We start from the raw sequence: 20,905 nt of genomic DNA on the forward strand, positions 1-20,905 counted from the left end.
CACCGCCTGGGCTACGGGCACGTGGAGTGCGCCAAGGACGGCGGGCTGGCTCCCGTGATGCAGCAGCAGACGAAGTTCCTGGACCTCGACGACCCCCCCGCCCGCCGCCCGACGGACCTTTTTCGAGTGGATCGGGAGGTCTCCTCCGGTCGGAGTCGATCGATGCGGACCGGACGAGTTGCCGTCCCCCGTCATTGCCTGCCGGGCGACGGGAGAATTCCGTTCCGCCTTCACGGCGGACGAAATGGTGCGGCGATTCCCCGGGATCCCCGCGTTGTCGGTGCGATCGTGGTTCGTCACCGCAACGCGGGGGAACATCCTTCCTCTCTCGCTCCGGCGATTCACCTCAAGTCGGCGCCTTCGACTGGATGCCGATGCCTGTACGGCGCTCCCCCGGTGATTTCGCCCGAGCGAAGGAAAGTGTGCCGCGGAGACCCGATGCCACCCGAAGATTCGGTGGCCCCCTGCGCTGCCGGCCGCGGAACCTCAGTAGTTCCGCAGCCCGTGCCAGGTGCGCGGGCCGACGATGCCGTCGACGGCCAGTCCGTGGTCCGACTGGAAGGCGCGGACCGCCGACCGCGTGGCCGGGCCGAACCGACCGTCGATGCCGGAGGAGCCCACGCCGTAGCCCAGGGAGACCAGCAGGCACTGGGCCTCGCGGACGGTCCGGCCGTCGGATCCGTAGGAGACGGTGGGCGGTGTGACGCGGTGGTCGTAGCCGCACTCCCAGCCGACGGACGTGGCCGGCGCGACGGCGCCGGCAGGTGCGACGGCGCCGGCAGGTGCGACGGCGCCGGCAGGTGCGACGGCTCCGGCAGGTGCGACGGCTCCGGGGCCGGCCGTCACCGTCGCGCCGACGGCGAGGACGGCGGCGAGCACTGCCGTGGCGGCGAGGCTGCGAGCTCCATCGTCATGACCTTTCGTGACCTTTCGACAAAGAGGCGATTTCCGGTGCGGCGTGGCGACGTGGCAATACTCCGCGCATTTCCTCGCCACGACGCAAACCTTTTCAATCGCTCCCCTGAATGGCAAGGGAGGTCTGACGGCATGACGCGTTCTTTGTGTTCCGGTCCGGCATGGGCGCCCTGGTTCGCAGTTCAGGGTGGGCGGCAGAAGAAGTACCCGCGCGGCGCCGTGGCTCGAATTGCCGGGAAGACCGCACGGGCGATCACGGCGATCGCAAAAGGTCTGGACAATGCGACCGGAGAATGGCACTGCGCGACAGAAAGCGGCGTGAACACATGTCGTTCCGCGACGGGAAATTGCCGCCCCTCCTCTCGACTGCCGCACCGCGCCGACCTCCCACGGCGGACAGCGGCGACCCCGAGGCGCACCGGCGCCCGAACTCGCGAATCCTGCCCGATATCGGGCAGGAAACTGGAGGTACGAGCGTCACGCCTCTAGGGTGAGCGCCCATGATCGCTGTAGACGCCCTGTGGACCTTCACGGTGATGGTGGGTCTGCTCACCCTCACCCCCGGACTGGACACCGCGCTCGTCCTGCGCACCGCCGCGATCGGTCACCGTCGCCGCGCCTGGGGCGTGGTCCTCGGCATCCAGAGCGGCACGCTCGCCTGGGGCGTGCTCACCTCGCTCGGGGTCACCGCGCTGCTGACGGCGTCCGAGGTCGCCTACCAGAGCCTCCGTTGGGCCGGGGCCGTGTACCTGGTGTGGACGGGGGCCAGGATGCTGTGGGCCACCCGACGGCCCGGCGACGCGACGGCTGTCCGCACCGGCACGCGGACGGGGCGGGAGACCGCGCACGGAACCAGCACGTCGGCCGACGCCGGGGCGCGCGAGCGGGACACGTTCTCCGACGGCTGGCGGCAGGGCGCGGCGACCAACCTCCTGAACCCGAAGGTCGGCGCGTTCTACGTGGCGTTGCTTCCGCAGTTCATCCCCGCCGACGCTCCGCATCTGGCCGCGGGGGTGTTGCTCACCGGGGTGCACATCCTGCTCGGGGTGCTCTGGGCGTGTGCGCTGATCGCCCTCGCCCACACGGTCCGGCACCAGTTGCAACGGCCCGTGGTGCGCCGCCGGCTCGACCGCGTCACCGGTGCGGTCGTCGCCGTCTTCGGTGTGCGGCTGGCGCTTCAGGAGTAATGCGCGGACGACGTCGTCCGCCCTTTTCCCCGCCCCTTTTCCCCTTCGCAGTCCCGGTCCTGTCGTCGACAGGACCGGCAGCCGCCCCGAGAGGACGTTTCATGCTCCCTGGCCCCCTGCCCCTCGCCCCCGAGGCCGTGGTCTTCGACTGCGACGGCCTGCTGGTCGACACGGAGAGCTGTTGGAGCGTCGTGGAGTCGGCCGTCTTCGCGGAGCACGGGTACCCGTTCGGGCCCGAGCAGAAGGCCTTGGTCGTCGGCCGGACCGTGGAGGCCGCGGCGGAGGTCATGGCCGAGTACTTCGGCCGGCCCGGCGCCGGTCCGCACCTGGCCGCCGAACTGCTGTCGCGCGTACGGGCGGAACTGGCGCGGGGCGCCGCCGCTCTCCCGGGGGCGGCCGAACTGGTGCGGGCCTGCAGGGCGGCCGGGCCCGTCGCCGTGGCGAGCAACAGTCCGCGGGAACTGGTCGACGCCGCGCTGGAGTCCGCGGGCCTGGCGCAGTACTTCGAGCATTCCTTCGCGGCCGACGAGGTGCCCTCCCCCAAGCCCGCCCCGGACCTCTACCTCGCGGCGTGCGAGGCGCTCGGGGCCGCCCCCGAGGCCTGTGTCGCCTTCGAGGACTCGGCCACGGGCGCCCGGGCGGCACGCGCCGCCGGGCTGTTCGTCGCGGTCGTCCCGTCCCTGCCCGGGACCGCGCTCCCCCACGACTGGCTGGGCGCGGCCCTCGACGGCCCCGGGCTGCTCCGCTGGGCCCGCGGCCTGCCGCGCCGGGGGACGCCCCGCTGACGCGGCGTCCGCCGGGGCGGGTCCTCCCGCGGTGGCGGGAGGACCCGCTGCGCTCAGGAGGCGTAGGGCAGCAGCTCCGCGTCGGTCCTCTCCCAGGCGGCCCGCAACTCCGCTAGCAGTTCCGGCCGTTGTGTGGCGAGGTCCGCCTGCTCCCGCTGGTCGGCGGCCAGGTCGAACAGGTGGTCCTTGCCCGCCGCGTCCCGGTAGTACTTCCAGTCACCGCGGCGCAGCGCCCGGTTGCCGCGGACCCGCCAGAACAGGTCGCGTTCGGGTACCTGGTCGCCGCGCAGCAGGTACCCGGCGAAGCTGTGGCCGTCCAGCGGGTGGGCGGGGTCGGGCCGGGCGCCGCCGAGCTCCAGCAGCGTCGCCGTCCAGTCCGGGGAGTAGACCGGCTCGTGGCTGACCTGGCGGGCGTCGATCCGGTCCGGCCAGCGCAGGATGGTCGGCACCCGGATGCCGCCCTCGAGCAGCTCCGACTTGGCGCCGCTCAGCGGCCACTGGTAGGAGAAGCGCTCGCCGCCGTTGTCGCTGGCGAAGACGACGACGGTGTTCTTCTCCTGGCCGGAGCGGCGCAGGGCGTCGAGCACCTTGCCCACGGAGGCGTCGAGGTTCTCGACCATCTCCCGGTACTTCTCCACGGAACCGCCGTCGTCGTGGCGGAGGCCCCCGAGGGCGTCTCCGGCGCGGATCCGGTCGGCGATCTCCGCGGCGGCCTCCTCGTCGTCCTCACCGATCCACGGCCAGTGCGGGGTGGTGAAGTTGAGGTTCAGCAGCCAGGGGCTGTCGTGGTCGCGGCCGACGTAGTCGACGGCGCGCTCGGTGAGAACGGTGGTGTAGTAGCGGAGGTCCTTGTAGGTCGCGTCGCCCTCGTACAGGTCGTAGTCGCCGAGCTGGCCCAGCTTGGAGAAGTACTCCAGCGCGCCGCCGAAGTTGCCGAAGAACTCGTCCCAGCCCGACCGGGTGGGGCTGTAGTCCGGCAGCCAGCCGCAGTGCCACTTGCCGATCAGCGCGGTGGCGTAGCCGGCCTTCTTCAGCAGGGACGCCAGGGTGGGGTGGTGGGGGTCCAGGCCCTGGGACCGGTTGCCGATGGGCTCGGCCAGGCCGCCCTTGGTGCGGCCGGGGTAGCGGCCGGTGTAAAGGCTGAAGCGGGTCGGCGAGCAGGTGGCCGAGCCGGAGTAGGCGTTGGTGAAGCGCACGCCCTGCGCGGCGAGCCGGTCCAGGTGAGGCGTCCTGATGTGCGGGGCTCCGTAGACGGACAGGTCGGCCCAGCCGAGGTCGTCCCCGAGGATGAACAGGATGTTGGGCCGTCTGCCCGAGCCGTGTCCGGGGCGTGCCCGGAACGGCCGCTCGGCGGGTGAATCCGCCGCGGGGACCGCGGGGACGGCGTCGGCGGTGACGGTGGTGCCGGCGACGGCGCCGACCGCGCCCGCGCCGACCAGGCCGCCGAAGAGACGTCGGGATATTTCAGGCATGCCGATTCCTCAGGACGGCGCGCCCGTGGAACAGGGCGCGACAGGGTGAAGGGTGAAGGAGGGAGAACGAGAGGTGTGGTGGGCCCCGGCGCGGGAGACGCGGAGCCACAGGCCTCGGAGCGCAGCGGTCAGCGGGACGCGGAGGCTCGTTGCGGGAGCGGCCTCATCGCCGACACCGGGACGGGTGGTCCTGGCAGACGTGGAGGCGGGTCATCGCGCCGGTCGCGGCATGCGGACCGGACCCCTGCGGGAAGCGGCCCGGGAAACGGGCCCCGGAGGGTCAGCGACAGATGGCGCTGGACTGGCGGCACAGGTCGACGTGACGGCGCGCTACGAGCGCGACGATCGCCTGTGGATCAGCAGCCTTGGGCCTCATGGGCAGGGACGATGCCAGGGGGCGGTGGACGCGTCAACGTGGTGTCCGGTCCATGGGACGGGCCGCGCCGCGCGGTTCTGACCACCGGTCAGGCGCTGGGACGCGACCGGTGGGTGTGGGCCGGTCTGGGAGGATGGCGACCGCTCCCGGGGCGCCACCGCCGCGCACCCGGGAGGTGTTCGTCGATCGACAGGGGTGAGCGGTGTCCGCACAGCACGGTAGGTCCTCGTCCGGGGGTGGGCGCGAACGGGCGTCCGTCGACGGCGGTGACGGGTGGACGCGTCCCGGCCGCCCGGAAGGCCGCGAGAGGCCGGCGGCTCCCGCGGCACGTGGGCGTGACGGAGCCGGGTCGTCGGAGGGCCGAGGCCGGGGCGGCGGACAGCGCGGGGGCGCCGCCGAGGGCAGGCGCCCGCCGGAGGGCACGAGGGAGCGACGAGGCGGGGACGCGGGAGCGGACGGAGAACGGCGGGCGGGCACCGGACGGCCCCAGGAGCGGCGGGCGGACACCCGACAGAGCCGGGAGCGGCAGGCGGGCACCGGGCCGCGCCGGAAGCCCGGGCCCGACACGGAACCGCGCCGGAAGCCGCGGCCGGACACCGGGCAGGCACCGAACCCCGAGCCCGACACCAGGCTCCGCCGGCAACCGAGGCCGGAAGCCGAACAGGCCCGAAGACCCCGGCCGGATACCGCACCGAGCGAGAAGTCCGGGGCGAGCGCGGGACAAGGGCGGAAGCCCCGGCCCGACACGAAGCAGCGCCGGAAGCCGCGGTCCCGTGTCCCTCGCGCGGAGCGAGCCTCACGGGGGGACCTCGCGCCCACGCGCGAAGGCGCCGTGCCGAACCTCCCGGCCCCCGCGGCCCACTTGGAGGACACGGACCACCCGGCCCACCAGTCCCGTGCAGTCGGCCCGGAGCAGGCGAACCGTACGGCGCTCGCGGTCGGCCAGGACCTCCGGGCCGACTGCGCCAACTGCTTCGGCCTGTGCTGTGCGGCCCTCCCCTTCGCCCGATCCGCCGACTTCGCCGTGGACAAGCCCGCCGGGCAGCCGTGCTCCCACCTTCGGCGCGATTTCCGCTGCGGCATCCACACGCGGCTGCGCGACTCGGGGTACCAGGGGTGCACCGTCTTCGACTGCTTCGGGGCCGGGCAGAAGGTCTCCCAGGTCACCTTCGGCGGCGTGGACTGGCGGCGGGCGCCGGAGACCGCCCGGTCGATGTTCGCGGTCTTCCCGGTGATGCGGCAGCTGCAGGAGCTCCTGCGTCACCTCACGGAGGCCCTCGGTCTCGCGGCCGCCCGACCCGTGCACGAGGAGTTGCGGACGGCGCGGTCCCGGGTCGACGGCCTGACCCGCGGCACCGCCGAGTCGATCACCGCCCTGGACGTCAACGCGCTGCGCGGCGAGGTGAACCCGCTGCTGCTGCGGGCGAGCGAGCTGGTCCGCGCGGGCGTCCCGGGGCGCCCGCGCGACCACCGCGGCGCGGACCTGATGGGCGCCAGGCTGGCCGCCGCCGACCTCAGGGGCGCGAGCCTGCGCGGCGCCCTGCTCGTCGCCGCCGACCTCAGCGGGGCGGACCTGCGCGAGGCGGACCTGATCGGGGCGGACCTGCGCGACGCCGACCTGCGCGGCGCGGACCTGACCGGTGCTCTGTTCCTCACCCAGGCCCAACTCGACGCCGCGAAGGGCGACGCGGCCACCCGGCTGCCGCCGGCCCTTCGCAGGCCCACGCACTGGTAGGGCACGCGCGCCGGTGGCGCTCGTGGTCCCGGCCGGTCGTCCCCCGGCCGTCACGCCCGGGCACCGGACCCTCCCGCCGTCCGGGCGCGGTCCGGATCGCCCGGGCCCCCTGGTTCAGCTCGCCGGTACCGCAGGCCGTCGCGCGAGCGTGACGGCCAGTGCCAGTGCCGGCAGCAGCAGGGCGGCGCCCACGAGGTTGACGGCCCGGAAGCCGCCCGCGGCCAGGACCGGGCCGGCCAGCGCGGCGACGGCGGCTCCGGCGTAGCTCATGCCCGCGTCGGCGGCTCCCTGCAGAGGCACCCGCACCTGGTCGTCGTCGACCGAGGCGAGCAGCGCGGACGCGGAGAGGGTGGAGAGCGACCAGCCGAGGCCCAGCACCACCAGGGCCGTCGCGGTCAGCACTTCGCTGTTCCCGGACGCGGCCGCGTAGCCGAGGGTGACGGCGGCCCACAGGACGCCTATCCCGAGGAGCGCGGTGCGCAGCGGGCCCCAGCGGTCCGTGAGGCGCCCGAACAGCGGGCTGAGCCCGTACATGGCGGCGATGTGGACGCTGATGACCACGCCGACGATCCGCAGGGACATGCCGTGGTGCTGCATGTGCAGCGGCGTCATGACCATCACCATGATCATCGTGGAGTGCGCGGTGGCGAGCAGTACGACGGCGAACAGGGCGGTGGGGCGCCGTGCCGCCCACCGGAGGGCGGCCAGCGCGCCCACGGTGGCAGGCCTCGGTCCGGCGCTCTTGTCTCCCGTGCCGGTCCTCGCGTCGTCGCCCCGGTAGAGCAGGGCGATCAGCGCGCACGCCCCGGCGAAGGCCGTGCCGGACAGCAGGTACGGCCCGGAGAGCCCCAGCACGCCGACCGACTCGCCGGCGGTCCGGCCGAGTGCGGTGAGGTTGGGGCCGGCGACGGAGCCCACGGTCGTCGCCCACACCACCACGGCCATGGTGCGGGCGCGGACCTCGGGCGCGACTCCGTCCGCCGCCGCGTAGCGGGTCTGCAGGTTGCACGCGGAGGCCACGCCGAACAGACAGAACCCGGCCATCACGAGGGCGAGGTGACCGGCCGTGGCGGCCGCGACGACGAGTGCGGCGCCCAGGGCCGCGATCGCGTACCCGACGCCCAGCGACCAGCGGCGTCCGCGGCGTGCCGCCAGCCGGGCCAGCGGCACCGCGGCCAGTGCCGAGCCCAGGACGCCGACGGCCTGGCCGAGTCCGGCCAGTTCGACGGCCCCGAGGCGCTCGACCAGCAGCGTGGTCACCGTGATGCCCGACGCGACGCCGACGCCGCCGAGCAGGTTGCCCAGCACGAGCACCCCGATCCGCCGCCGCTCGGCCCTGCCGCCCGCCGCCCGCCCGCTCCCCGTCATGCGCCCCGCCCTTCTCTCCTCACGACCGCGCCGCCTGCCGGGTGCGTCGCTGCGGGGAAGGATGCCATGCCCCGCCGACGGCCCCGTGGGCGGTCGGCGGGGCTCCGACAGGACGGCGTGCGGGCAGCGTGGAGGCTGCCGGTCGCCCCGCCGACGTGCCCCTGCGGGCGACCCGGGGGTTCCGTGGGACCGGGACGCGACAGGATGTGGGGCATGAACACGTTCAGGGCGGGCGACCGGACGTTACGGCTGACCAACATGTCGACGGACGTCCTGGTCCAGGTGCTGATGCTGGCGGTCAGTGACCTCGCGGAGACGCCGTGGGACCACCGGTACGCGGCGCTGTGGGCGCTCCAGGACCAGGGGATGGCGGGGCTCGGAACGGTCGGGTTCGACCTGGCGGGCGTCCCCTGGGGGGATTCGGCAGCCGAGCGTAGGCGCAACACGGTGTTCGCCACGACGGTGACGGACCTGGCCGCGGCCGGGCACCGGTGGTGGGAACTGGACTACGAGCCCGCCCTGGCGGCGGCGCAGCTGCGCGAGGTGCGGTCCCTCGTCCTGCACGGCGCCCGTGTCGCCCCGCCCGGTCAGGGCGCCATCTGGTTCCCGTCCGAGGCGGAGGCCCTGCGCGCCTGCTGCGTGAGGCACCGCGTGCTGACGGGCCGTCCGCACCGGCCGGGGTGGTGCGTGCTGTGCGTGGACGAGGGGTGGGAGTCCTCGTCGGGGTGACGCGGCGTCGGCTCCCGGGGGGAAGGGAGCGCGGGGGCCGGCGCCGCGTCGGTCCCGGCGGTCTCAGTGGTCGGCGCGGCCGCCGCGGACGACGCAGGACCGGGAGTTCTCCCAGCCCCAGCCGTCGCCGTCCGGGTCGGTGGCACTGCCGTTCACGCAGTAGGGGTAGCCGTTGGGCGCCGTGCCGCCGCCCGTGCCCGTGCCGGAGCCGTAGACGGTGGCGCGCCGGGAGGTGGCGGCCACGCCGTTGGCGCCGTTGAAGAAGCGGCTGCCCCAGCTGGTGAGGGATCCGGCGTTGAAGCCGCTCACCATGTCGAGGTACTCGACCCCGCCGCCGTTGCCGCTCCACGACCAGCCGATGTAGCCGATGCCGAGGGACTGCGCGGTCGCCATGATGGCGTCCTCGTCCGGGTTGCCGTCACTGTGTTGGTTGCCGAACTCGCCGACGACGATGGGCAGTTTGTTGGTGACGAAGGTGTTCAGGTAGCTCTGCACCTCGGCCGCCGTGTCGTACACGCCGTACATGTGGATCGAGAAGACGGTGTTGCGGTCCGGGTCGGAGGCGAAGACCGAGGCGGCGTTGTCGCGCATCGTGTTCGACCAGTCCTGGCCCCAGTTGGGCGCGTCCACCATCAGCGCGTGCCGGAAGCCGACGCCGCGGAGCTTGGCGATCGCCCGCTTCGTGGCGTCCGTCCAGCCGGTGTAGTTGTTGTTGCCCCACGGCTCGTTGCCGATGTTGACGACGACGTAGTTCTCCTGGCCGTCCAGCGCGCTCTTGATGCCGATCCAGTAGTCCGCCGCGCGGTCGAGGGTGGTGGCCGCGCCGTCCTCGCCGTACCCGGTGGTGTCGTGCACCTCCAGGACGCAGATGACCTTGCTCGCCTTGCACTGGCCGATGATGGACGTCACCTGGGAGGCCGAGGTCTTCGTCCACCGGTCGCCGCTGCTGAGCACCACGCGGACGGTGTTGGCTCCCTTGGCGGCGATGTCGGCGAGGGAACTGGTCCGGTCCGGATACCAGGCGTGCGCGTGGTTGACGCCGCGCATCACGAACTGGTTGCCGTTGGCCTCGTGGATTCGCCCGTTGCTCACCCTGAGGCCGTTGGGCGCCGCCTCGGCCTCGCCGGTGGCGGGGCCGATGACGGAGATCATCAGACCGACTGCGGCGGCGAACGCCGTGCCGGCGACGGTGCGCAGTAAGCCTCTGCTCTTCGGTGCCATGGTGCTCCTTCGGGGGTCGGAGAACTCGGTGCGGGCGCGTCGGCCGGTCGGGGGGTCCGGCACGGACGCGCGACCGACGGCAACGTTGTCGCCCGTCGGTCGACACCTATGACAGCACCTGTTGTTTCAGTGGTGTCAATAGCGGCGTCGCGATTCTCGGAAACCATGGACAACGAAAGCAGCCGCGGCCAACTAAACCGGTCACTGAACAACACCACGCCTGCCGGACCTGTTGTCGACCCGGACGTCCTGCCCTAAGGTCCTGTCCGGCCATGCCAAGGCGATGCCGGGCCGACGACACAAGCCGAGTAAGGCAGGTCCGAGTCCACGCCCACCCCTCTCTACCGACACCGGCATCGACATCCTCGATGGGTATACCGGTTTAGTTGTTAACCCGCTCAACTGTCTTCCGGTCGCCCCTGAATGGCGGCTACGGTACCGACCGTGGATGCACTACGACCCGTCATCAAGCCCTATGCGTGGGGCTCCCGTCACGCACTGGCCGGACTTCAGGGCCGCGAGCAGCCGTCCGCAGGACCGGAGGCGGAACTGTGGATGGGCGCCCACCCCGCGGGACCCACGGGCCTGACCCGGGACGGCGCCGCGACCACCCTGCAGGCCGTCGTCGCGACCGCACCGGAGCGGGAACTCGGCACGGTGTGCGCCCGTCGGTTCGGCGGACGGCTGCCGTTCCTGCTGAAGGTGCTGGCCGCCGAGCAGCCGCTGTCCATTCAGGTGCACCCCGACCGCCGCCAGGCCCGTGCCGGGTTCGACGCCCGGCTGGACGGCGGTGCGGGGCAGGGGACCTACGCGGACGACTGGCCCAAGCCGGAACTCCTGTACGCGCTCACCGACTTCGAGGTGCTCGCGGGTTTCCGTGACTGCGGCGAGGGAGCCGCCGCGCTCGAGGAACTCCGCCTCGCGCGACTGCGCCCGGTGGTGGACGTCCTGCGCACCGGTGACGGCGCCCCCGCGCTCACCGAGGCCCTGCGCACCGTGCTCACGTGGCCCCGCCACGACCGCGCCGCGCTGGTGAACGCCGTCGTGGAGGCCTGCCGCAGGCGGGCCCGCGTGCCGGGACCCTACGCGGCGGCCTACGACGCGGTGGTCCGCATGTCCGCCCACCATCCCGCCGATCTCGGTCTGGTGGCCTCCCTGCTGATGTGTCACCGGGTGCTCGCGCCGGGAACGGCCCTGTTCATGCCGGCCGGCGGGCTGCACGCCTACGTCCGCGGGGTCGGTGTGGAGCTGATGGCGAGCTCCGACAACGTGCTGCGCGCCGGGCTCACCGCGAAGGAGGTGAACGTGCCCGAGCTGCTCCGGGTCACCGACCCTGCGGTGCGGGTTCCGGTGGTGTGCTCCGTCGCCGTTCCGGGGTCCGGCCGCACGCGGGTGTTCGCCTGCCCCGCCGAGGAATTCGCGTTGTACCGAACGGAGTTGGGCGCGCTGCCGGAACGTCTCGTCCCCGGGGTGGGTCCCCGCATCGTCCTGTGCGCGGAGGGCAAGGCGCTGTTGCGCGGGCTCGACGGCGATGAACTCCCGCTCGGCCCGGGAGCGTCGTGCTTCCTCTCCGACGCCGACGAAGGGGTCACGGCCGAGGGGGACGGCACGCTCTTCGTGGCCGCTCCCGGACCCGAGCCTGTCGCCGGGACGGCAGGGCCCTCCTGACCGACCTCCACACCTCAGCCCGTCCCGCCGTCATGTCCTCCTCCGGGCATGTCGTCGGACCGATCCAGCGAAGGAGGACAACGTTGTCCGTCACGACCCCCGACCCGGCCACCGACCGGCTGGACCAAGCCCCGGTCCCGGCCCCGGTCCCGGCTTCCGAGGGAAGGAGGAGCTCACGGGTGTACGCGGCCCTGGACATCGGCGGCACGAAGATCGCGGGCGCCCTGGTCGACGACGAGGGCGCCGTCCTGCACCGCGCCGAGACCCCGACCCCGGCCCGTGAGCCGGCGGCCCGGCTGGTGCGGGCCGTCGACACCGTCGTCGACGCACTGTCCGCGCACCCCGCCTGGGGCGCGGTGCGCGGACTCGGCATCGCCTGTGCCGGGCCGGTCGATACCCTCTCGGGCACCGTGAGTCCGGTGAACATCCCGGCCTGGCGGGGCTTCCCGCTGGTGCGGACGATGCGGGCGCACCCGTCGCTGCCCGACGGCGTCGAGCCGGTGCTGCTGGGCGACGCCGTGGCGATGGCGGCGGCCGAGCACTGGCACGGGGCCGCCCGTGGCGTCGCCGACGCGTTGTGCATGGTGGTGTCGACCGGCGTGGGCGGGGGGTTCGTCCTCGACGGCCGTCTGCACCCGGGCCCTTCGGGGAACGCCGGGCACATCGGCCATGTCACGGTCGACCTGGACGGCCCGCCCTGCCCGTGTGGTTCGCGGGGGTGCGTCGAGGTGTACGCCAGTGGTCCGGCGATCGCCCGTCACGCGGTGGCGGCGGGATGGAGACCGCTGGACGGCGCGGAGCCGACGGCCGCGGACGTCGCCGCGGCGGCGCGTCACGGCGACGGGCGCGCCCTGGCGGCCTTCGACCGGTCCGCCCGTGCGCTGGCCGCCGGCATCGCCGGCAGCGCGACCTTGCTGGAGATCGAGGTGGTGGTCGTCGGCGGAGGCGTCGCCCAGGCCGGCGACACGTTGTTCGGACCGCTGCGGCGTCACCTGCGGCGCTACGCGGCCCTGGGCTTCACCCGTGACCTGGAGGTACGGCCTGCCGCGCTGGCCCGGGACGCGGGGCTCGTCGGCGCGGCCGCCGCGGCGCGAGGGCGGGTCCCTGCGGGGCTCTGAGGGGCGGCGGCAACGGGCAGCGTGCTGCCGGGGCCCTGACCATGCCTGGGGGCGTGGCGGTACACCCGCCACGCCCCTCAGCGGCCTCGTCCTCCCCCGCGCCTCAGGGACGGGGAGGCGCGGTCGAGCCGCGCGGCATGAGCGAGGGCGTCGCCACCGGCCGGGAGGGCACCTCCTGCCCGGCGAGCACGTCGAACAGGACCCGCGCCACCTCCGCCCCGAACCCGTGCACGTCGTGGCTCATGGCCGACAGGGTCGGATGCGTCAGCCGGCACAGCTGGGAGTCGTCCCAGGCGAGCAGGGACAGGTCGTCCGGCACGGAGACGCCCATCTCCGCGGCGACGCCGAGACCGGCCACGGCCATGATGTCGTTGTCGTAGACGATGGCCGTGGGGCGGTCCGCCCCAAGGAGCAGCATCCGGGTCGCCCGGGCGCCCTCCTCGCCGGAGAAGGCCGTCTCGACGTGCCGGCCGCCGCCCAGGCCCAGTTCGTCCATGGTCCGCTCGAAGGCCTGCGCGCGGATGCCGCTGTGGCCCAGGTCGGCGGGCCCGCCGACGCGGGCGATGCGCCGGTGACCGAGGGCAGCCAGGTAACGCACGGCCTCGGCGACGGCGGTGGCGTCGTCCGTCCACACCGACGGGAACCCTCCGGTGAGGCTCGGGTGCCCCACGCCCACGGCGGGCAGACCGAGCCGGCGCAGAGGGCCGATACGCGGGTCGTCCTGGCGGAAGTCGACCAGGATCGACCCGTCCACCTGGCGCTCCCGCCACCAGCGCTCCTGGAGCGTGATCTCCTCCTCGAGGGAGCCGACCAGGCGCAGGAGCAGGGAGCAGTCGTGCTCGGCGAGCACGCTCTCGATGCCGGAGATGAACTCCATGTAGAACGGCTCGAGGCCGAGGAGCCGGGCCGGCCGGCACAGGGCCAGCCCGACGGTGTCGACCGACTGCCGCGACAGGCTGCGGGCAGCCGAGTTGGGCGCCCAGCCCAGGCGCCGCGCGGCCGCGAAGATGCGCTCCCGGGTCGCCTCGGACACGCCCGGCTTGTTGTTGAACGCCAGCGAGACGGCGCCCTTGGACACGCCGGCGGCCGCGGCGACGTCCTTGATGGTGACGCGTCCTGGTGGGGCCGGTGTGCTCACGCGGGTTCCACGCAGAAGAGGGCCGCGCGCACGGCGTCGAGGCCGGCCCCGGCGGCGGAGTCCACCCGGAGGCGGACGTGCTCGCCGGGGAGCAGGGTGCGCAGCCCGGTGTCGCAGACCGCGTCCGGTCCGAGCCGGTCGGCCTGCAGGAGAAGGTCTCGTACCAGAGTGTGTGCAGTCACCACGACCTCGACATTACCGCCACCGTCCGGCGCCTCCTCCACCGCGATGTCGAAGCGGGGCGCGGGGTAGGCGAAATCCTTGTCCGGGACGGGGAGGTGGACGGCGCGCAGGATCTCCGCGCCGGCCTCGCCGCCCGCGGCCGCGTCGGCGACGAGCAGTTCGTCGGCGGACGCGGGGTCGGGGGCCAGGTCGAGGGGCACGGGCAGCCGGACGGCCTCGCGCGGGGCGACGGCCAGGTCGAGGGTCCGTTCCGCCACCGTCGTGCCGTCCGCCCGCATCCGGCGCAGGGTCACCGAGGCGTTCCAGGGGTCGGCGCCCTGGTTGACCACGGCGAGCACGGGCACCTCTCGACCGTCCGCCCCGACCGGCCCGTCCGATCCGGCTGGCCCGTCCGATCCGGCTGGCCCGTCCGATCCGTCCGGCTGCCCCGGCTGCCCCGGCTGCCCCGGCTGCCCCGGCTGGAGGGTCAGCAGGCGGTCCGCGTAGACCCGGCGCAGTTCGTGGTGGAGCGGCTTGAGGCGGCCGTCGCCGTCCACCGCGGCCCACGAGGTGACCGGCCAGCAGTCGTTGAGCTGCCACACGACGGCGCCGGCGCACACCGGCCAGTGCGACCGCCAGTGCTCGATGCCGGCCGACACCGCGCGGGCCTGGACGACCTGCGTGAGGTAGTGCCAGCGGTCGAAGTCCCCCTTGGGCGGGGTGAAGTGGTGTGCCAGGCCCCGTTCCAGTTTCCCGTTGCCGTCCTCGGCCTTCTGGTGGTGCAGCATCCCCGGCGAGTCGGGGGCGAGGGTCTCCCCCGGCAGCGCGCGCCGCAGCGTCGCCAGCGTGGGCGGCGCCTGCCAGCCGAACTCGGCCACGAAGCGTGGCACCGAGTCGCGGTACTCGGCGTAGTCCCGGCGGTTCCACACCTCCCAGGAGTGATGGGTGCCGTGCGCGGGCTCGTTGGGGTGGTGGTCCCAGGAGCCGGACCAGGGGCTGCCGGCCGAGTAGGCGCGGGTGGGGTCCAGTTCGGCGGCGATCCGCGGCAGCAGGTCGAGGTAGTACCCGCCGCCCCAGGAGTCGCCGTCGAGCTCGGGCTCCCAGCCCCAGTCGCGGAAGCCCCACAGGTTCTCGTTGTTGCCGTTCCACAGCACCAGGCTCGGGTGGGACATCAGCCGCACGACGTTGTCGCGGGCCTCGGCCTCCACCTCCCCGCGCAGGGGCTGCTCCTCCGGGTAGGCGGCGCAGGCGAAGAGGAAGTCCTGCCAGACCATCAGGCCCATCTCGTCGCATGCCTCGTAGAAGGCGTCGTCCTCGTAGATGCCGCCGCCCCAGATGCGCACCAGGTCGATGTTGGCGTCCGCCGCCTGCCGCAGTCTGGCGCGGTAGCGCTCGGGGGTGACCCGGGAGGGGAAGGCGTCGTCGGGGATCCAGTTGACGCCGCGGACGAAGACGGGGACGCCGTTCACCACGAAGGTGAAGCGGGTGCCGTGCTCGTCGGGCGCCCGGTCCAGCACGATGTCGCGGAAGCCGATCCGGCGCGACCAGGCGTCGAGCCGCCCGCCCTCGGCGGTGTCCTGGTCCACCAGGGTCACGTCCAGGTCGTACAGGGGCTGTTCGCCGTATCCGCGCGGCCACCAGAGCTCGACGTCGGGCAGCTCGAGGGTGAGCACGGCGGTGTTCCCCTCCACGGTGGAGCTCGCCCTGACGCCGCCGGCCTCGGCCCGTACCTCGAGGCGGCGGTGCGCGCCCCGCTCGGTGCGTTCCACGTCGACGTGCAGCTCCACCCTGCCCGCACCGTCGCGGACCGTGACCAGCGGCCGCACGCGGGCCAGGCGGGCCGTCGACCACCGCTCCAGCCGGACCGGCCGCCAGATCCCGGCGGTGACCAGGGTCGGTCCCCAGTCCCAGCCGAAGCTGCACGCCATCTTGCGGATGTACTGGAAGGGCTCCGGGTAGACGTTCGGCCGCTCTCCCGTCACCGCGCGGACGGCGGCGGCCTCGTCGTAGGCGGAGGCGAACTCCACCCGCAGCAGGCCGTCGCGGCCCGTGACGTCGAACCGGTGGCTCCGGTGCATGTTCCGGGTCCGGCCGAGCTCCTGGCCGTCCAGGGTGATCACGGCGGCGGTGTCCAGGCCGTCGAAGACCAGGTCGGTGCGCTCGTACGACGGGTCCGACGCCGTGTCGGCGGGCGCCAGTTCACGGGTGTACGTCCATGCCCGGCGGCCCACCCAGGCCACCTCGTGCTCGCCGAGACCCAGGTAGGGGTCCGGGATCAGCCCGGCAGCGAGCAGATCGGTGTGGACGCAGCCGGGCACCTGGGCGGGCAGCGGATTCCCGTCGTGGTCGAGGCTCCAGCCGTCGGCGAGCTGGACGAGTTCCATCATGGGCGGACTCCTTCGGCAGGGCGTGCGTGCCTGGCACTTGAGCAGCGCGCTCAACCTAACGCCCGCGGGTGAACCGGTCTAGGCCCAGATTTCCACCGCGTCTCCCGTGCTCCGCAACACCCCCTCACACCGACTGAACTGGCGACGAGCCCATCGGGCCCGTGGATCACTCACCGCGCGGACCCGGGGGACCCGTCACGCACCGACCGTCTTCTTGACCGGTTCACTCACCCGCGAGCTTGGTGGTCAGGACGACGCTGTCCGCCGCCTTGTCGTGCAGGCACTGCTGGAACGGCTTGTCCCACAGGCACCACAACCCGTCGAGGAGGCCCAGGAAGGGGACGAACCCCATGAAGAAACTCATGAACCAGCGCAGCCACGCTCGCCCGAAGGACAAATCCTCCCCGTCGCCGACCCGGGCGACGCGCAGGCCGCAGATCCGCTTCCCGTAGGTGGCGCCCCTCTCCCAGATCATGACGGGCTCGTAGCAGAGGAGGGCCAGACCGAGCAGTCCGTAGCCCACGAAGCCGATGAGCACCTCGACCGGCTCCGGAGCCTCCAGCACGTTCTGGAGGACGGTGACGACGCCGGCCACCAGCAGCCCCGCGAGGAGCATGAACACCCCGTCCAGGAACCGTGCGGCGAGCCGCGCGCCCTGGTTGCCCAGCATCTCCGGAGGCGGACCGGGCGGCAAAGAGGGCGGAGGCGGCGGGGGGTACATCGGCGGCCCGAAGCCGTGGGGCGGCTGCTGGTACGGGGACGGGTGGGTGCTCATGAGCGGTCCAAGGTGATCCGGGGGCGGCTGGGTCAGGGCTGCGTCTCCGACCGGTCACCAGCGCAGGCGCAGCGACATGGAGGGTTTCGAACTTGGGCGCGCGCGTCAACGCGAGCCATCGGCAGTGCGGTTGGGCCCGCCGGGTCGCCTTCCCCCGGGCCCGGGCGGCCCTCCCTCGGGGGCTACGGCTGCACCCGTGCGACCGCACCCGTCTCCAGGGCCGCCCACACCGCGCCGTCCGGCCCCAGGGTGATCCCGTGCGGTTCGGACGCCGGCGAGGGCAGGGCGTACTCGGTGATCTCCCCGCTGCCGGTGATGCGGCCGATGCGGTTGGCTCCCCACTCGGTGAACCAGCAGTCCCCGGTGGAGGCCGCGACGACGGCGTGGGGCTTGGCCGTGCGGTCGGGGAGCGGGAACTCCTGGACGACGCCGTCCACCGTGATCCTGCCGATCCGGCCGGCCCCGATCTCGACGAACCACAGGGCCGCACCGTCGCTGGTGATGCCCACGGGTGCGGCCCCGGTGGTGGGGAGCGGGTACGTCTCGACGTACCCGTCGACGGTGACGCGGCCGATCGCGTCCGCCTGGTTGAGGGTGAACCACAGCGCTCCGTCGGGGCCCGCGGTGATGCCCGAGGGGAAGCCGCCCGTGCGGGGAAGCGCGAACTCGGTGATCCGTCCTTCGCCGGTGACACGGCCGATCCGGTCGGAGTTCATCTCGGTGAACCACATCGCGCCGTCCGGGCCGGCGGTGATGCCGAAGGGGCCGCTTCCCGCTGTCGGTACGGGGAAGGACCGCATGTCGCCGTCCGGGGTGACGCGGCCGATCCGGTGGTCCTGGGACCGGGTGAACCACAGTGCCCCGTCGGGCCCGGGGGCGATGACCATGGGGCGGCAGGTGGCGGAGTCCAGCGGGAATTCCTCGAGTGCGCCGTCGAGGGTCAGACGCGCGATGCGGCCGCCGTGCACCAGGGTGAGCCACAACGCGCCGTCGGGTCCGGAGGTGATGCCGTAGGGCCCGGCCCCGTCGTCCGCGACGGTGATCTCCCTGACGGTTCCGGCATCGGAAGGGTGCACGGCCAACTCCTCGCGAAGGCCGGATCCTTTCCTGCCTCCGCCTCACCTTGTCCGCGAAGGGACGGCGGGTGCAACCGCGTTCCCGGGGGAAGTCGGGGCACGGAATGCGGGGAGCGGGACCGCCGGGGCGGAATGCGAGCGGATCGTCCGGCCCGCCTCGTCCGCGGGGCCGGAATGCCGCTCCCGGCGGCGCGAAGGCACGACCGCTATCCGGACGCGCCCGGCGGGCCCGGCGTGCGGGACACCGCGGCCGATGTCCGCCGCGGCGGCGCGGACCGCGCTGTGACCAGCGGCGACGCGTGCCGGATCGCCGCCGCTGCGCCCGCGCGTTCTCGCACGTGTCGGGTGGGTGACGTACCTTCACCACGCCGGTACGCCGATTTCGTCTGGACGCCGATCACCGGGCGAGTTCACCGACTCAGGGGTCCCGCCCGTACCCAAGGAGTGCCGGAAGGAATGGCGGGCGGGGAACGTGGGCGCGGCTGAGTCGAATCGCTATTCTGCGTTCGAGGGTTGAACGAACGATCGATTCAAGATCGTCAAAATGTAAACTTCTCCAAACCCCCCACGAGGAGTAAGTCATGAGCGTGCCGCCGAACGATTCCCCGGAGCTGTTACGCACCGCGACCCCTGTGGTACATGGCGCATTCCGTGCGGTGACCGGCTTCTTCTTCGCCTGCCACGGGGCGGCCTCCCTCTTCGGTGTTCTCGGCGGCGCCCACGGCGGCGGCACCGTGCCCACGCTGGCATGGCCCGGCTGGTGGGCCGCCGTCATCCAACTCGTCGGCGGATCCCTGGTCGCCCTGGGCCTGTTCACCCGCACGGCAGCCGTGATCTCCTCCGGCTCCATGGCCTACGCCTACTTCAGCGTCCATCAGTCGAACGGACTGTTCCCCCTTGTGAACGGCGGTGAGGCCTCCGCCATGTTCTGCTGGGCGTTCCTGCTGATCGCCTTCATCGGCCCCGGAGCCTTCGCGCTGGAGAACGTCCTGCGCCGTGGGACGCCGACCGCCAGGGCGAGCGAGCCGGCGACACCCGTGCGGGCCACTTCCTGATCGGTCCCGCGCGCCGACGACTCCTGCCGCGGGCTCCTGCCAAAGGGCGGAGCCCGCGGCAGGCTTCATCTCCGCGCGGCTTCGACGCCGCAGTTCCCCCCTGGCCGCTCATTCCTGCCGGGGCGTGATGTTGGCGTTGAGCCGGAAGAGGTTGCCGGGGTCGTAGGTCGCCTTGACCGCCGTCAGCCGTTCGTACTGCGGCCCGAAACTCTCCTGGACCAACTGCTCGCCCTCCTCGAGGAAACCGGGGAAGTTGAGGTAGATGCCGCCGGAGGAGAAGGCCCGCAGGGCGGCGAAGGTCTCCCGCACCCAGCCGATGTTCCGCTCCGAGTCGGCCGCCTCCGACCAGTTGCCCTCGATGCCGACGAGATGGGCGTCCCCCCGCCCGGTGAAGGCGGTCCCCTCCCACGGGGCCCGCGCCATCGCGCCGCCCTGGAACCAGAGGTCCACCGTCGACGCCGGTGACGGGGCACGCTCGGCGAGCGCGGCGAGCCGGTCGATCAGCTCGTCGGTGAGGCCGGGCAGGCTCACGGACTTCCAGTAGTAGTGGTTCCCGTCGGGATACTCCTCGTCCAGCAGGGACTGAACGTCGAGGTAGGTCGTGACGCCACTCAGGTCGAACAGCGGTTCGGCGATCTCCCGCAGCGGCCGCAGTGCCCTCTCCCCCTCCTCGGCTCCGCCGGGGAAGAGCGCGAGCACGGCGACGAACGGTTCCCCGTGGATGTGTGCGGGAAGCGCCTCGTCCGCCGGGACCCGGCCGAACACGGCGAGCGGGGCCGTCCTCTCCCCGGGCTCGGACACCAGGCTCTCGACGTGGCGCAGCACGTCCCGGGCGTACCGTGCCGGGTAGTACACGTTGCAGAAGTACACCTCCGGCCCGACCGGGTGGAGCCGGTACGTGAACGAGGTGACGACGCCGAAGTTCCCCCCGCCGCCGCGGATCGCCCAGAACAGGTCCGGATGGCGCTCCGAGTCGGCCTCGCGGACCTCGCCGTCGGCGGTGACCACCGTCGCGGACATCAGCGCGTCGCAGCTCAGGCCGTGGGCGCGGCGCAGCCACCCCATGCCGCCGGACAGCGTCAGGCCCGCGACACCGGTCTGCGACACCACGCCGAGCGGCACGGCCAGGCCGTGCCGCTGGGTCGCCCGGTCGACGTGGCCCAAAGTGCAGCCGCCCTGCGCGCGCACGAACCGCGCGTCGGGGTCGACCTCGACGGTGGTCATCCCGGACAGGTCGACGACCAGACCGCCGTCGCACAGGGCGTACCCCGCCACGCCGTGGCCGCCGCCGCGCACCGAGAGCGGGAGGCGGTGGTCACGGGCGAAACCGACCGCCGCCACGACATCCGCCTCGCCTGCGCACCGCGCGACCAGGGCCGGCCGCCGTCGGATCGAGCCGTTCCACAGCCGTGTGGCCGCCGCGTACCCGGGGTCGTCCGGTTGGAGCAGTTCGCCCCGCAGGACGGCCCGGAGGCCCTCGACGGCGGAGGCGGGCGCCTCGGCCGGTCCGCTGTCTTCCGCACCCATGCGGATCACCTCCCGCCCCCAGCCTCACCCGACGCGGCACCGGGCGCGAGCCACGGGTGGCTGTTGCGGTCACGACGGGGTGGGTGCGCGCCCCGTCTCGTGGCGACGCGGTGGCGTCCGCGACAATCGGAGCCCTCGCACCGGCCCGCCCGGTCACCTCCGCCGGGCCCGTTCAGGGTCGGTGGCTCGGCCGGGCCCGTTCAGCGTCGGT

General features: G+C 73.4%; 17 protein-coding genes and 1 pseudogene. 8 read left to right on the plus strand and 10 right to left on the minus strand.

Annotation, left to right across the window (positions count from 1 at the left end):
* Positions 1 to 90: pseudogene (locus ABT026_RS20640) on the plus strand (DUF3152 domain-containing protein); the annotation flags it as partial.
* Positions 91 to 486: 396 nt separating this feature from the next.
* Here ABT026_RS20640 and ABT026_RS20645 read toward each other — a convergent pair.
* Entirely contained in the window at positions 487 to 879 is a 393-nt protein-coding gene (locus ABT026_RS20645) for a peptidoglycan-binding domain-containing protein (protein ID WP_351116198.1), read from the minus strand.
* 536 nt (positions 880 to 1,415) lie between these two features.
* Between ABT026_RS20645 and ABT026_RS20650 the strand changes: the two genes are divergently transcribed.
* Both ABT026_RS20650 and ABT026_RS20655 read left to right on the plus strand, forming a co-directional pair.
* On the plus strand, positions 1,416 to 2,102 hold the full coding sequence (locus ABT026_RS20650) for a LysE family translocator (protein WP_351116199.1): 687 nt from the start codon (positions 1,416 to 1,418) through the stop codon (positions 2,100 to 2,102).
* 101 nt (positions 2,103 to 2,203) lie between these two features.
* A complete protein-coding gene (locus ABT026_RS20655) occupies positions 2,204 to 2,887 on the plus strand; it encodes an HAD family hydrolase (RefSeq protein WP_351116200.1) in 684 nt (227 codons plus the stop codon).
* A gap of 53 nt (positions 2,888 to 2,940) precedes the next feature.
* On the opposite strand, the gene ABT026_RS20660 is transcribed toward ABT026_RS20655, so the two are convergent.
* Both ABT026_RS20660 and ABT026_RS20665 read right to left on the minus strand, forming a co-directional pair.
* A complete protein-coding gene (locus ABT026_RS20660; RefSeq protein WP_351116201.1) occupies positions 2,941 to 4,359 on the minus strand; it encodes a sulfatase family protein in 1,419 nt (472 codons plus the stop codon).
* Positions 4,360 to 4,639: 280 nt separating this feature from the next.
* Complete coding sequence (locus ABT026_RS20665) at positions 4,640 to 4,735, minus strand: putative leader peptide (RefSeq protein WP_351116202.1); 96 nt, start codon at positions 4,733 to 4,735, stop codon at positions 4,640 to 4,642.
* Positions 4,736 to 5,597: 862 nt separating this feature from the next.
* Here ABT026_RS20665 and ABT026_RS20670 point away from each other — a divergent pair.
* Positions 5,598 to 6,470, plus strand: a complete 873-nt coding sequence (locus ABT026_RS20670) for a pentapeptide repeat-containing protein (RefSeq protein ID WP_502968021.1) — start codon at positions 5,598 to 5,600, stop codon at positions 6,468 to 6,470.
* A 114-nt stretch (positions 6,471 to 6,584) separates the two neighbouring features.
* Here ABT026_RS20670 and ABT026_RS20675 read toward each other — a convergent pair whose 3' ends face one another.
* Entirely contained in the window at positions 6,585 to 7,838 is a 1,254-nt protein-coding gene (locus ABT026_RS20675; protein WP_351116205.1) for an MFS transporter, read from the minus strand.
* 213 nt (positions 7,839 to 8,051) lie between these two features.
* Here ABT026_RS20675 and ABT026_RS20680 point away from each other — a divergent pair, with 213 nt between their 5' ends.
* A complete protein-coding gene (locus tag ABT026_RS20680; protein ID WP_351116206.1) occupies positions 8,052 to 8,567 on the plus strand; it encodes a hypothetical protein in 516 nt (171 codons plus the stop codon).
* Between the two features lie 63 nt (positions 8,568 to 8,630).
* Here ABT026_RS20680 and ABT026_RS20685 read toward each other — a convergent pair whose 3' ends face one another.
* Positions 8,631 to 9,788 carry a cellulase family glycosylhydrolase gene (locus tag ABT026_RS20685; protein ID WP_351116207.1) on the minus strand — a complete coding sequence of 386 codons (1,158 nt, stop codon included), beginning with the start codon at positions 9,786 to 9,788 and terminating at the stop codon, positions 8,631 to 8,633.
* A 444-nt stretch (positions 9,789 to 10,232) separates the two neighbouring features.
* Between ABT026_RS20685 and manA the strand changes: the two genes are divergently transcribed.
* Together manA and ABT026_RS20695 are read left to right on the plus strand one after the other, a co-directional pair.
* Positions 10,233 to 11,456 (plus strand): mannose-6-phosphate isomerase, class I, encoded by a 1,224-nt coding sequence (manA, locus tag ABT026_RS20690; protein WP_351116209.1) that lies wholly within the window; start codon positions 10,233 to 10,235, stop codon positions 11,454 to 11,456.
* 179 nt (positions 11,457 to 11,635) lie between these two features.
* Entirely contained in the window at positions 11,636 to 12,574 is a 939-nt protein-coding gene (locus tag ABT026_RS20695) for an ROK family protein (protein ID WP_351116330.1), read from the plus strand.
* A 103-nt stretch (positions 12,575 to 12,677) separates the two neighbouring features.
* Here ABT026_RS20695 and ABT026_RS20700 read toward each other — a convergent pair whose 3' ends face one another.
* The 4 genes from ABT026_RS20700 to ABT026_RS20715 all read right to left on the minus strand — a co-directional run bounded on the left by ABT026_RS20700 (position 12,678) and on the right by ABT026_RS20715 (position 18,112).
* Complete coding sequence (locus ABT026_RS20700) at positions 12,678 to 13,712, minus strand: LacI family DNA-binding transcriptional regulator (protein ID WP_351116210.1); 1,035 nt, start codon at positions 13,710 to 13,712, stop codon at positions 12,678 to 12,680.
* Positions 13,709 to 16,261 carry a glycoside hydrolase family 2 protein gene (locus ABT026_RS20705; RefSeq protein ID WP_351116211.1) on the minus strand — a complete coding sequence of 851 codons (2,553 nt, stop codon included), beginning with the start codon at positions 16,259 to 16,261 and terminating at the stop codon, positions 13,709 to 13,711. The genes ABT026_RS20700 and ABT026_RS20705 overlap by 4 nt, the downstream gene beginning before the upstream one ends.
* Positions 16,262 to 16,484: 223 nt before the next feature.
* Entirely contained in the window at positions 16,485 to 17,036 is a 552-nt protein-coding gene (locus ABT026_RS20710; protein WP_351116213.1) for an RDD family protein, read from the minus strand.
* Between the two features lie 182 nt (positions 17,037 to 17,218).
* Entirely contained in the window at positions 17,219 to 18,112 is an 894-nt protein-coding gene (locus ABT026_RS20715) for a Vgb family protein (RefSeq protein ID WP_351116214.1), read from the minus strand.
* 581 nt (positions 18,113 to 18,693) lie between these two features.
* Between ABT026_RS20715 and ABT026_RS20720 the strand changes: the two genes are divergently transcribed.
* Positions 18,694 to 19,167, plus strand: coding sequence for a DoxX family protein (locus tag ABT026_RS20720; RefSeq protein ID WP_351116215.1), 474 nt, complete (start codon positions 18,694 to 18,696; stop codon positions 19,165 to 19,167).
* Between the two features lie 108 nt (positions 19,168 to 19,275).
* Here ABT026_RS20720 and ABT026_RS20725 read toward each other — a convergent pair whose 3' ends face one another.
* Entirely contained in the window at positions 19,276 to 20,694 is a 1,419-nt protein-coding gene (locus ABT026_RS20725) for an FAD-binding oxidoreductase (protein WP_351116217.1), read from the minus strand.
* Positions 20,695 to 20,905: the final 211 nt, after the last annotated feature.

It is taken from the genome of Streptomyces sp. NPDC002734, assembly GCF_040295685.1.
GTDB lineage: Bacteria > Actinomycetota > Actinomycetes > Streptomycetales > Streptomycetaceae > Streptomyces.